Origin of the sequence: Burkholderia sp. Bp9031, assembly GCF_003857965.1 — a bacterium.
In the GTDB taxonomy this organism is placed as follows: Bacteria; Pseudomonadota; Gammaproteobacteria; order Burkholderiales; family Burkholderiaceae; genus Burkholderia; species Burkholderia ambifaria_A.
Genome location: NZ_QTPW01000031.1, coordinates 58,760 through 71,369 on the forward strand (window position 1 = coordinate 58,760; position 12,610 = coordinate 71,369).

A 12,610-nucleotide genomic window follows, 5' to 3' on the forward strand; every position below is an offset into this window, starting at 1 on the left:
CCGCCTCGGGACGTTGCCGCGCCCGGTCGTACTCATCGCGCTACTTCTCCCGGTTTCAACATTGCTCATGGCGTGAGCGTTCGATTGTCGTTCACGACTATTCGACAGAGAGTCGCACGCCAGTTTCCGATTGCCTTATCGGGGGGGGCGATGAAAATTATCATTGATTCGCACTATTAATTATTTGCGATGTTTAAAAAATTGCAGAATTTCAAGATCGGCAAAGCCGGAATGTGCATCGCCTTGGCGGTCGCCGCGTCCGGCACCGCGCATGCGCAGAGCAGTGTCACGCTTTACGGTTCGATCGACGCAGCTCTTGCCCACTACAACAACACCGGTGGCCGTTCGCTGTTCGCCATGCAAAGCGGCGACAACGAATCGTCATACTGGGGGTTGAAGGGGACCGAGGAGCTCGGTGGCGGACTGAAAACGATCTTTACATTGGAAAGCAGCTTCGACGTCACGAACGGGCAGCTTTCGGACTCCAGGCGCCTGTTTTCACATAACGCCTTCGTCGGTCTGTCCAGCAATGCATTCGGCACGCTCACGGCGGGCCGACAGTACGATCCCACCGTCGATCTGATCCAGCCGATTACCGGCGATGCGATGGCCGGCGCGCTGTTCACGACCCCGGGTGATGTCGACAACAACGACAACTCGTTCTGGGTCAACAATTCGATCAAGTACACGAGCCCGATCTACGGCGGCTTTCAGTATGAGCTGATGTACGGTTTCGGGGGCATCGCGGGCAATACTGCCGGCGGACAAATGTATGGCGCCGCGGCCTCGTACAATAACGGCGGGCTGACGGTTGCCGCGGGGTATCTGTTTGCCAGAAACGACGCCAGTGGCAACGGCGCGGCCGACCTGAACCAGAACAACGCGGTTGTGCCGCTGTCCGGCGACATCTCGATGTACGGCTCGCGCCAGATTATCCAGGCGGCCGTGCAGTATGCGATCGGCGATCTTACGGCCAATCTCCGCTACAGCAACGCTCAGTACAAGCCATATGCAAACTACGGCGCGTTCAATCGTACCGAGACGTACAACATCGGCGGCGCGGCGCTTCAGTATCAGATCACGCCTGCCTTGAGCGGCTCGATCAACTATGTGTATACCCGTTCGAGCGGAGCCTCGTCGGCCACCTACAACAACGCAGGCGTGAACTTTACCTATTCGCTGAGCAAGCGTACGAGCCTGTACGCCGAAGCGGGTTACTCGCATGCGAGCGGTACGACGTTCAGCGACGACGGTTTGGCGATCGTGGCCGCCGGGGGCACGATCGGCGATCTGGGGCCCAGCGCAAGCACGCGCTCGCAGGTCGCGACCATTGTCGGCATCACGCACAAGTTTTGAGCGCGCGCGGAGGCTGGCGAGAAGCTGGTGGCACGAGCTCGCCAGGACGAGGGCAGCAGTGCCGCGCAACTTGCGTGACCGCATGCATGCGGCGATGCTCCCATTCTGCAACGGGTGCCGATCGAGCGGTGAGGTGCCGGATCGATAAGGGGCGGGCGGCTGCATGCTGATCGACGCGGGATTCGTGTGACGAGAAGAAGCATCGGGCGGCAGCGCGTTCGAACGCAGGCTGCTGCCCGACGCCTGACCGCTTACGCGATTGCGGGAAGCGTTGTCTCGGCCGACGGCATGCGATTGCCCGATGCCGCCGCCGCGCCGGCCAGACGCCGATAGCGCGCGAGCGCCCACAGCGGGAAGTACGCGGTATAGCCGTGATACTTCAGGTAGAAGATGCGCGGAAAGCCGGGCGCATTGTGCGACCGGTGCCACCAGAAGCCGTCGTCCTGCTGCACGGATTGCAGATATGCGATGCCGCGCTTGACCGAGTCCGATTCGCCGTCGCCGAACGCCATTTGCGCGAGCAGTGCCCACGCGGTGCAGTTCGACGTGCTTTCGCCCGCATTGGTGCCGGCGAGCGCCGGGTCGCTGTAGCTGTCGTTCGTCTCGCCCCAGCCGCCGTCCGCGTGCTGGCGTGCGCGCAGCCATGCGAGCGCGCGGGCGATGTACGGCTGCGACGGATCCTCGCCCGCGAGCGCGAGCCCGGCCAGCACGCTCCACGTGCCGTACAGGTAGTTCGTGCCCCAGCGGCCCCACCAGCTGCCGTCGGGCTGCTGCGTGCGCTTCACGTAGTCGATCGCGCGCGCGAGCGACGCGCGATCGTCCGCGCGCTGCGTGACGCCGAAGCACAGCAGCACGCGGCCCGACACGTCCTCGGTCGGCGGATCGAGCAGCGCGCCGTGATCGGCGAACGGGATCGCGTTCAGGTACAGGCGGTCGCAGTCGGCATCGAAGGCCGCGAAGCCGCCGTTGCGCGATTGCAGCCCGCGCATCCAGTCGAGCGCGCGTGCGACGCGCGCCGCATACGGATGCGAGCCGTCCACGTTGCGATGCGTGCGGCCGCGGCGGTCGAGCATCGCGGTGACGACGGCGCTGTCGTCGATGTCGGGGTAGTACGGGTTCGCGTACTGGAACGCCCAGCCGCCCGGTTGCGTGTCGGCGGGCGCGTTTTCGATCCAGTCGCCGCGCAGGTCGTTCACCTGGCGCTCGGCCAGCCAGTCGTACGCGCGCGCGATGCGTGCGTCGAGTTCATCCAGTGCGCTCGCGGGCGTGCCGGATTCCTGTACGGCCACGCCGCGCGCCTGTTCGAGCGCCATCGTGCTCCACGCGCTGTCCCATACCGGCGACAGGCACGGCTGGCAGTACACGCTGCCGTCGGGCCGCGTGACCAGCAGTTTCTCCAGCGCGTTCTCGCAGTCGCGGCGCAGCGGATGATCGTCCGGGTAGCCGAGCACGTCCATCATCTGGTAGCTGTACACGATCGGCGGAAAGATCCCGCCGAGGCCGTCTTCGCCGTTCATGCGCTCCGCACACCAGGTTTCCGCATGCCGGATCGCGCGCTGCCGCAGGCGTTTCGGCAGCAGCGGCTCGACATGGCGCACCATGCGGTCGAGCGCGAGGAACGCGCGGCGCATCCCGCGCGCGGGCGGGAAGTACTGGCGTTCCTGGTCGGGCGGCGTGACGAACAGCTCCGGGATCGCGACGTTGCGCGGGTTGCGCGCACGCGCCTTCAGCGAGCACAGCACGAGCAGCGGCACCATCGTCGTGCGCGCCCAGTACGCGACCTTGTACATCGAGATCGGCACCCACTTCGGGAACAGCACGAATTCGATCGGCATGAATGGCGCCGCGCGCCACGGCACCTGGCCGAACGTCGCAAGCAGGATCCGCGTGAACACGTTGGAGCGTGCCGCGCCGCCGAGCTTCAGGATCGCGTCGCGCGCACGGACCATGTGCGGCGCATGCTCGCTGTCGCCCGCGGCCTTCAGCGCGAAGTACGCCTTCACGCTGCACGACACGTCCGGGTCGCCGTCGACGTACAGATCCCACCCGCCGTGCGTGTCGAGCCGCTGGATCGCGCGCAGGTAGCGCGCCATCTTCTCCTGGCGCGCGTCGTCGATCCTGTCCATGAAATGCGTCATCAGGATGTATTCCGCGGTGATCGTCGCGTCGGATTCGAGTTCGAAGCACCAGCTGCCGTCAGGCTGCTGAAGACGCATCAGCGCATCGCGTCCACGGGCGATCGCGGCGTCGAGCGCGGACCAGGGGGAGGGGGCGGGTTTGTTCATGCGGCGGATCATACCATCCAGCCGGAATGTTTATATCGAGACCGCGGGTGCTAACATCGCCCCCATGAAAAAACGCCTCGAACCCGCTTCGCGCCACACCGCCGCGCGTGTCGACACGGCCGGACCGGCCGACGCGCGGGACGCGCCCGAGCCCACGCCCGCACCCGTCGCCGGCGTGCGGCGGAAAAAGGCACCAGAACAGGTGCGCGCGCAACTGCTGGAAGCCGCGTCGGAAATCGCGACCCAACACGGCGTGGCCGCGTTGACGCTCGACGCGGTCGCCGAGCGCGCGGGCGTGACGAAGGGTGCGCTGCAGTATCACTTCACGAACAAGCAGGGCCTGCTCGATGCGCTGTTCGGGCAGGCGACCGAGCGCTTCGCGATGCAGATGGCCGCGGGCCTGGCAGCCGATCCGCACGGCGACGGCGCGGCGGCGCGCGCGTATCTGCATGCGGTGCTCGACACCGCGCAGCCGGCAGCGAGCACCGACGTGCTGCGCGTGCTGGTCGCGTCGATGATTACCGAGCAGGAGACGCGCGCGCGCTGGTCGGTGCCGATGCGCGAGTGGACGCGGCCGGACCCGGTGCCGCTCGAGCGGGCGGCGACGCTGATGATCTGCCGGCTGGCGGCCGACGGGCTCTGGATCTCGGAGCTGCTCGACAGCGTGGAGATTCCGGCCGAGTTGCGCGCGGAGATCGTTCGGCAGCTGGACCGGCTGAGCGGAAGCGAGCCGCCGGCGGGCACGGGCAAGAGCAAGGGCGCGCGCGGCCGGCGCGGTTGAGCGCGGTTTCAGCCGCCGAACACGGTCGTGCCCGCGCCCGCGCTGCATTCGCGAGAGTCAGTCGAGCGACGACGCGCCGAATCGCGTTGGCATCCGTTGGCCCTTCGTCGCGAAGAAAATGCACGTGACGATCGCGATCCAGAGCGGACCGACGATCACCGCAATGCGCGTCGCGGGAAATGCGGCCATCAGCGTCACGACCACCAGCAGGAACGCGAGTGCGGCCACGTTACTTGACGGGAAGAACGGTACCCGGCAATGCAGTTTCGCGATGTCGGTCGCGCGAAGCGTCTTGCGAAAGCGGTAATGGGAAACGAGGATGACACCCCACGTCCACAATGCGCCGAACGTCGACACGGCCGTCAGCCAGACGAATACGTGTTGCGGGCTCAAGTAGTTGAGCAACACGCCGAGCAGCGAGCAAGCGCAGGAGAACGTCAGCGCGACCGCCGGAATGCCGTTGCCCGAGATGCGGGCGAACATTGCCGGTGCCTGTTTCTGGAGCGCGAGATTGTAGAGGAGCCGGGAGGTGCCATACAGGTTGCTGTTGCACGACGACAGCGCTGCGGTCAGCACGACGAAGTTGATGATGCCCGCGGCAGCGTGAATGCCGAGGCGATCGAAAGTCAGGACGAACGGGCTGCCCTGGGTTCCGATGCGGTCCCACGGATAGATCGACATGATCACGAACAGCGCGCCGACATAGAAGATCAGCACGCGCCAGAACACCGAGTTCACTGCGCGGGAGAGCGTCTTCTCGGGGTTGCGGGCCTCGCCGGCGGTGATGCCGAGCATCTCGATGCCCTGATACGCGAACATGACCATCGGCAGCGCCTTCAGCACGCCGACGATACCGTTCGGCATGAAGCCGCCGTGCGACCACAGGTTCGAGATGCCGGTGGCGATCCCGCCGTTGCCGATGCCGAAGACGATCATGCCGGTGCCGACGACGATCATCAGCACGATCGTCACCACCTTGACCAGCGCGAACCAGAACTCGAACTCCCCGTATGCGCGTACCGCGACGAAGTTGACGGCGGTGACCGACGCGAGCGCGGCGAGCGTCCAGATCCAGGTCGGTACGTGCGGAAACCAGATGTTCATGTAGACACCGGCCGCGGTGATCTCGCACATGCTGCCGACCAGCGCGGTGAGCCAGTAGGTCCAGCCGGTCAGGTAGCCGGCCAGCGGGCCGAGATAGTCCTGCGCGTAGCGGCTGAACGATCCCGCGACGGGGTTCGTGATCGCCATTTCGCCGAGCGCGCGCATGATGATGAAGATCGCGACGCCGGCGAACGTGTAGCTGAGCAGGATCGCCGGGCCAGCCGTCGTAATGGCGCTGGCCGAGCCGAGAAACAGCCCGACGCCGATGGCCGTGCCGAGCGCCATCAGGCTGACGTGGCGCTCCTCGAGTCCTCGGTGCAGCGATGCTTGCCGTTGCGACATGTCGTCTCCGTTCATTGCCGCGATACCGGTGACGCGCGCCTGCCGGATGCGGCTGTTGTTTGTTGGGCAATGGTGGATGGCATGAATGGCCCGCGGCGGATGTGACGGGTCACGTCCGCCGTGTGCCGTGCCATGCAGCGATTATTTCGAAGAGCTGCGTCAATGGACAGTGAGCAAACCGGCCGGATCGTAATCGCCAATGTGCAATCTGCCGGGGACGGCCGACGCTTTGCGCAATGGCGTCGGTGCGCACGGAATGCCAGGGGAAAGCGTGCAACGTGTGCGAATCGACTCGCAGGATCGGCGCTTGCGGTCGACCGTTCGCTCCGGTTTCGACTGGCGCGGAAGTCGGCGCTCGCATGTCACGACCGGACGAGTGCGATCGATTCCAGCAAGCGTCCTCAATTTTGGGGATGCCGTCGCGACGCGGAGTGTCTACGATCGGCAACGGAATAGCGGGGAACGGATGCAACCGACGCGGCACAGCGACCACGTTCGAAGGCTGCGCTGCATTGATCCGATCATATGACCGAAGTCATCACACGGGCGACAACGTTCCGACACAGCGCGCGCGTACCGTGACGGGATGCGTGCACGGCGAGCCGGACGTAGAGCCGCGCGACGCCGTGCCGGCGCGGCCGGGCGGGACTTCGTGTTTCGGGGAGTATCGATCACATGCTGACGAGAGACTATGTGGAGCGTGAGCTCTCTCATATCGAAAGAATGGTCGCGTTGCTGGAAAGCGATGCCGATACCGGCGATGCGGCCATGCCGTGCGCGATGCGCGTGAGTCGTCCGAGTTACTGGCGCGGGCGGATCGAAGCACTGCTGGCGATCCCCGGCTTGCCGCGCCACGTGACGAAATTCGGCAACGTGCTGCTCGCGAAGATCGACGGGATGGAGTCGCGGCGGTCGACGGTGAAGCCCTGACCGGGCGGGTGCGCGCCGCACCTGGCCTGACGCGCCCGTTCCGCCTTTATCCATTATCGAGATAGTCCATATTCCGGATATCGCGTTGCGGGATAGCGGGCGCTGCCGCCACACTTGCGCAAAATCAATCCCACCGGAGACATTCATGCGTACGCAAGTCGGCATCATCGGCGCAGGGCCCGCGGGCCTGCTGCTTTCCCATCTTCTTCATCTGCGCGGCATCGAGTCGGTCGTCCTCGAGACGCGCGGACGCGAACAGATCGAATCCACCATTCGCGCCGGCGTGCTCGAACAGGGCACGATGGACGTGCTGACCGAATCGGGCGTCGGCGACCGGATGAAGGCGGAAGGCGCGCTGCATCACGGCTTCGAACTGGCGTTCGAAGGCAAGCGCCGCCGCATCGACCTGACCGAGCTGACCGGCAAGGCGATTACCGTCTACGCGCAGCACGAGGTGCTGAAGGATCTCGTGGCCGCGCGCGTCGCGGCCGGCGGTGCGCTGTACTTCAACGTGTCCGGGACGACGATTTCCGGTATCGATACCGACGCGCCGTCGATCCGCTTCGTGCACGACGGCGTCGAACAGACGCTCGACTGCGATTTCGTGATCGGCTGCGACGGCTCGCAGGGCGTGTCGCGCACGATGATCCCCGCCGCATTGCGGCAGGACTACGAGCGGGTCTTTCCGTTCGGCTGGTTCGGCATCCTCGTCGAAGCGCCGCCGTCGTCGGACGAACTGATCTATGCGCGCCACGAACGCGGCTTCGCGCTCGTCAGCACGCGCTCGCCGAACGTGCAGCGCATGTATTTCCAGTGCGACCCGAAGGATTCGGTCGACCACTGGTCCGACGATCGCATCTGGGCGGAGATGCATGCGCGCGTCGACTCCGCCGACGGCCAGCAGGTCGTGGAAGGGCGGATCTTCCAGAAGAACATCGTCGGCATGCGTAGCTTCGTGTCCACGACGATGCAGCACGGCCGCCTGTTCCTCGCCGGCGATGCCGCGCATATCGTGCCGCCGACCGGCGCGAAGGGCCTCAACCTGGCCGTGTCGGACGTGCGCATCCTGACGTCCGCGTTGCAGGCGTTCTATGACGAAGACCGCACCGACCTGCTCGACGCGTACAGCGAAACCGCGCTGCGCCGGATCTGGCGCGCCGAACACTTCTCGTACTGGATGACGCGCATGATGCACCGACTCGACGACGCGTCGCCGTTCGAGCAGCGTCTGCAGGTCGCGGAGCTCGAGCACGTGACGACGTCGCGCCCGGCGGCGATGGCGATGGCCGAAAACTACGTCGGCGCCGTCGCGGTCTGACACCGCGCGACGGAGTCGGCTCTCCCGGTCGCGGCGTCGATGCGCCGTGACCGGCTCCGCCGTGCGAAACGGCTCTCGCTGCGCTCTCTGTTTACGACGGGCCCGGCATCAGGTCGCGATGGGCCGATTCCCGGAACTCGCCCGGCGTCTGGCCGGTCTGCTTGCGGAAATAACGGCTGAAATACGCGCTGTCCGCAAAGCCCATCTCGTGCGCGATCTGCTTCACGCTCAGGTTCGAATAAACGAGATCGCGCTGCGCTTCGCGAATCAGATGCGCATTGACGACCGCCGTCGTCGAGATCCCCAACTCCTCCCGGCAGACGCGCGCAAGCTGCGCGGCTGTCACGCCGAGCCGGTCCGCATAGAATTCCACCGGTCGATGCTCGCGAAAATGCGTGTCGATCAGCTCGCGAAAACGCCGCAGCAACGTGCCGCGCCGGTCGGTGCCGGCATGCGACGGTGCCGCCGCGAGATCGCTCACGCGTGCGACGTGAACGACCAGCGCCACCAGCAGCGCCATCCCGGCCGCGCCGCGGCCGCGTGACGTGCTGCGAAATTCCTGTTCGAGCAACGCGAACAGCGGCATCAGCATCGACACGCTCGCGTCCGACCCCTTGACCGGAATCACCGCCGCACGGTGCAGGATCGACAGCGCGCCCGGCGCGGCCGTCTTGACCAGCGTTTCCAGCGCCCGCTGCACGACCGTGATCACGAGACCGTCGATCTGCGGCGAGAACTCGAACGCATGGACCGTCTGTGCGGGCAGCAGCACGAGGCACGGCGGCGTGAACGTGTGCTTCTCGCTCTCGATCACGACGTGCCCGTGCCCGCCCCGGATGTACAAAATCTGCAATAGCGCATCGTGACGGTGCGCGGCGATATGCCAGTCGTTCGGCCGGCTGCGCTCCGGAATCCATTCGAAGTTGAACGCGTCGTACCAAGGCGGACGAGCCGATTCGCCATACAGATCGTAGTTAGGGATTCTCCTCATGCCGCGCGGCCTCCTGTGTACAAATTGTCCTGTTGCTTGCGGCGTTTGTCCAATTTTCGCGCGATGCGCGCTTCTATACTTTTCCCATCGACGTAGCGCTCGCAGTCAATACATCGCGCGACGTTCGGGCAGCATGTGCCGGATCGAGCCGGACATTTCCAGCCTATTTCAAAAGGATACCTAATGTTATCGCAAGCAGACCATCGGCAGCAGGACTGGCTTCGTCTCGACGGGCAGGTGTGTGTCGTGACGGGGGCGGCGGGCGGCATCGGCACGTCGATCGTGGAAGCGTTCGTGGCGGCCGGCGCGCGGGTCGCACTGCTCGACCGCGACGCCGACAAGACCATCGCGCTCGCCGAGCGGCTGCGCACGACTGGTGGCGACGTCATCGCAATCGGGTGCGATATCGGCGACGCCGCCTGCGTGACCCAGGCCGCCGAGCGAGTGGAGCGCGATCTCGGCCACGCCGACGTGCTCGTGAACAACGCGGGCCTGTTGCGTGCGGGCGGCATCGAGACTATCGGCCTCGACGCATGGAACGCGATGCTGCAGGTCAATCTCACGGGCTACATGCTGTGTTCGCAAGCGTTCGGGCGCGCGATGCTCGCGCGCGGCTCGGGCTCGCTGGTGCATGTCGCGTCGATCGCGGCTCGCTACCCGCAGACGCATAGCGGAGCGTACAGCGCGAGCAAGGCGGCGGTCGCGATGCTCGCGCGGCAACTGGCGGCGGAGTGGGGGCCGCGCGGCATCCGCAGCAATACCGTGTGCCCCGGGATGATCCGCACGCCGCTGTCCGAGTCGTTCTACGCAAGCGGCGACATCGAGGCGCGGCGCAGCGCGATGACCGCGAGCCGACGCATCGGCCGTCCCGACGACATCGCGAACGTCGTCGCCTTTCTCGCCAGTCCGCGTGCCGCGTATGTGAACGGCGCGGAACTGGTGGTCGACGGCGGCCTCGACGCGATGCTGATGGATCTCGTTCCGCGGCCGGGTTACGAGGCCGGCGCCAGCTGATTCAACGACATTGCCGCGCTGCATGCAGGCACGCCGCGTCTGGCGATGCGGCCGCGCGGCTATTCCATAAACGGAGGAAGACATGATGAACGATCGGCAGCGTTCGACGCACGTTACGTGCGATCTGCTTGTGATCGGATCGGGAGCGGGCGGCCTGTCCACTGCGATTACCGCGCGCAAGGCCGGCCTCGATGTGATCGTCGTCGAGAAGGAAGCATGCTTTGGCGGCACGACTGCGTTTTCCGGCGGCGTGCTGTGGATACCCGGCAATCGCCATGCGAGCGCGAACGGCGTGCGGGATACGCGCGATGCGGCGCGTACGTATCTGCGCGGCGAAACAGGCGCGTTCCACGACGCCGCCGCGATCGAGGCCTTCCTCGAGCACGGCCCGCGCATGCTCGACTTCTTCGAGCGCGAAACCGACGTGAAATTCGTCCCGACGCTGTATCCCGACTATCACCCGAACGTGCCGGGCGGGGTCGATATCGGCCGTTCGGTCGTTGCAGAGCCTTACGATGCGCGGCGGCTCGGGCGCGATCTCGAGCGCCTGCGTCCGCCGTTGAAGACGATCACGTTCATCGGGATGATGTTCAATTCGTCCAATGCGGACCTGAAGCACTTCTTCAACGCGACGCGCTCGCTCAAGTCGGCGTGGTACGTGACGAAGCGACTTGCCGCGCATCTGAAGGATCTCGCGCTGTACCGGCGCGGCGTGCAGGTCACGAGCGGCAATGCGCTGGCCGCACGGCTCGCGAAGTCCGCGCTGGATCTCGGGATTCCGATCCTGACCAGCACGCCCGCGCGCGAGCTCGTCACGGAAGGCGCACGCATCGTCGGCGCGACGGTCGGGGAGGACGGCTCGACGTATCGCATTACCGCGCGTCGCGCGGTCGTGCTGGCGAGCGGTGGCTTCTCGCACGACGTCGCGCGAATCGCGCGCGCGTACCCGCACGTTGCGCGCGGCGGCGAGCATGTGTCGCCGGTCCCGACCGGCAACACCGGCGATGGTGCGGCACTCGCCGAACGGGCCGGCGGCCGCGTGGAGATTCGCTATCCGCAACCGGCCGCATGGATGCCCGTGTCGCGCGTGCCGCTCGGCGACGGCCGCTTCGGCGTGTTCCCGCATCTGCTCGATCGCTACAAGCCGGGCGTCATCGGCGTGACCCGTCGCGGCATGCGCTTCACGAACGAATCGAATTCGTATCACGACGTCGGCGCCGCGATGATCGCGGCCTGCCGCGACGACACCGAGACGGCGATGTGGCTGGTGTGCGACCACGCGACGATCCGCAAATACGGGCTCGGCTTCGCGAAGCCCGCGCCCGTGCCGCTCGGGCCGCTGTTGCGCAACGGCTATCTCGTGCAGGGCCGCACGCTGGCGGAACTCGCGCAGCGGGCCGGCATCGATGCGGCGAACCTGGAGGCGACCGTGCGGCGCTACAACCACGACGCCGCGCGCGGCGAGGATCCCGAATTCGGCCGCGGCACGACGTCGTTCAACCGCTATCTCGGCGATGCCGACCATCGTCCGAATCCGTGCGTGGCACCGCTCGGCGACGGGCCGTATTACGCGCTGAAGGTCGTGATGGGCGATCTCGGCACCTTCGACGGAATCCGGACCAACGCGGTCGGGCAGGTGCTGGCCGCCGACGACCGGCCGATCGCCGGCCTGTATGCGGTCGGCAACGATCGCGCCAGCATCATGGGCGGCAACTACCCGGGCGCGGGGATCACGCTCGGCCCGATCATGACGTTCGGCTACCTGAGCGCGCGCCATATCGCGGGTCTTGCCGACCAGGTCGACCTCACCGAAGCGGCACCGCCCGCCGCCGTCGCGCAGCCCGTCGACACACGCGCGACCGCGTGAACCTGGAGCAGACCATGACACCCTCGAAAGCATTCATCGACCATCGCATCTATACGATCCGCCCGCGCGGCATGGTGGAGTTCATCGAGATCTTCGACCGGCTCGCGATGCCGATCCAGGTGAAGTATCTCGGTGCGCCGGTCGGCTTCTACATGAGCGACATCGGCGCACTGAACCAGGTCGTCCATCTGTGGGGCTACGACAGCATCGCCGACTACGACGCGCGGCGCACCGCGCGCGATGCCGATCCGGACTGGCCCGCGTATCTGCAGGCGTCCGGCCATCTGATCGTCGCGCAGGAGAGCCGCATCGTCCGCCGCGTCGAGTTCCCGAGCCTTGCGTATCTGACGCGTTGAGCGCATGACGATGAAATCGGAACACGACATGAACGACACACGTGCGGCAAGGGCGGCGATCGAACGCCGCACGCCGCTCGGCCGCCTCGCCGAGCCGGACGAGATCGCGTCCGCGATCGCATTCCTCGCATCGGATGCGGCGAGCTACGTCACCGGTACCGTGCTGAACGTCGATGGCGGCTGGCTGGCCTGCGGCGCGGCGGATTCACCGCCCGGCTGACCGGTGCCGCGCATCCGGCACCGGACCTGCAACGAAACTGACCATG

10 protein-coding genes and 1 pseudogene are annotated in these 12,610 nt (G+C 66.1%); 8 read left to right on the forward strand and 3 right to left on the reverse strand.

All coding sequences use genetic code 11. The features are described from left to right. Positions 1 to 189: 189 nt before the first annotated feature. Positions 190 to 1,356, forward strand: a complete 1,167-nt coding sequence (locus tag DIE15_RS29700; RefSeq protein ID WP_124835013.1) for a porin — start codon at positions 190 to 192, stop codon at positions 1,354 to 1,356. Positions 1,357 to 1,607: 251 nt separating this feature from the next. Here DIE15_RS29700 and shc read toward each other — a convergent pair whose 3' ends face one another. Beyond that, complete coding sequence (gene shc / locus DIE15_RS29705; RefSeq protein WP_124835014.1) at positions 1,608 to 3,653, reverse strand: squalene--hopene cyclase; 2,046 nt, start codon at positions 3,651 to 3,653, stop codon at positions 1,608 to 1,610. Positions 3,654 to 3,705: 52 nt separating this feature from the next. Here shc and DIE15_RS29710 point away from each other — a divergent pair, with 52 nt between their 5' ends. Then, positions 3,706 to 4,422: a TetR/AcrR family transcriptional regulator gene (locus tag DIE15_RS29710; RefSeq protein ID WP_124835015.1), complete on the forward strand. Its 717-nt coding sequence runs from the start codon at positions 3,706 to 3,708 to the stop codon at positions 4,420 to 4,422. A gap of 57 nt (positions 4,423 to 4,479) precedes the next feature. Here DIE15_RS29710 and DIE15_RS29715 read toward each other — a convergent pair whose 3' ends face one another. Further along, positions 4,480 to 5,868, reverse strand: coding sequence for an amino acid permease (locus DIE15_RS29715; RefSeq protein ID WP_057929126.1), 1,389 nt, complete (start codon positions 5,866 to 5,868; stop codon positions 4,480 to 4,482). A gap of 675 nt (positions 5,869 to 6,543) precedes the next feature. Between DIE15_RS29715 and DIE15_RS29725 the strand changes: the two genes are divergently transcribed. Both DIE15_RS29725 and DIE15_RS29730 read left to right on the forward strand, forming a co-directional pair. Further along, positions 6,544 to 6,798, forward strand: coding sequence for a hypothetical protein (locus DIE15_RS29725; protein WP_124835017.1), 255 nt, complete (start codon positions 6,544 to 6,546; stop codon positions 6,796 to 6,798). Positions 6,799 to 6,943: 145 nt separating this feature from the next. After that, positions 6,944 to 8,116, forward strand: a complete 1,173-nt coding sequence (locus tag DIE15_RS29730) for a 4-hydroxybenzoate 3-monooxygenase (protein WP_057929072.1) — start codon at positions 6,944 to 6,946, stop codon at positions 8,114 to 8,116. Between the two features lie 91 nt (positions 8,117 to 8,207). Here DIE15_RS29730 and DIE15_RS29735 read toward each other — a convergent pair whose 3' ends face one another. Next, complete coding sequence (locus DIE15_RS29735) at positions 8,208 to 9,107, reverse strand: helix-turn-helix domain-containing protein (RefSeq protein WP_057929071.1); 900 nt, start codon at positions 9,105 to 9,107, stop codon at positions 8,208 to 8,210. A 183-nt stretch (positions 9,108 to 9,290) separates the two neighbouring features. Here DIE15_RS29735 and DIE15_RS29740 point away from each other — a divergent pair, with 183 nt between their 5' ends. From DIE15_RS29740 to DIE15_RS29755, 4 genes and pseudogenes are all read left to right on the forward strand, one after another. After that, a complete protein-coding gene (locus DIE15_RS29740; RefSeq protein WP_124835018.1) occupies positions 9,291 to 10,121 on the forward strand; it encodes an SDR family NAD(P)-dependent oxidoreductase in 831 nt (276 codons plus the stop codon). Between the two features lie 85 nt (positions 10,122 to 10,206). Then, a complete protein-coding gene (locus DIE15_RS29745) occupies positions 10,207 to 11,988 on the forward strand; it encodes an FAD-dependent oxidoreductase (RefSeq protein WP_185734568.1) in 1,782 nt (593 codons plus the stop codon). A gap of 14 nt (positions 11,989 to 12,002) precedes the next feature. Next, entirely contained in the window at positions 12,003 to 12,344 is a 342-nt protein-coding gene (locus tag DIE15_RS29750; RefSeq protein WP_124835020.1) for an NIPSNAP family protein, read from the forward strand. A gap of 31 nt (positions 12,345 to 12,375) precedes the next feature. After that, a pseudogene (locus DIE15_RS29755) lies at positions 12,376 to 12,564 on the forward strand (SDR family oxidoreductase); the annotation flags it as partial. Between the last annotated feature and the right edge of the window lie 46 nt (positions 12,565 to 12,610).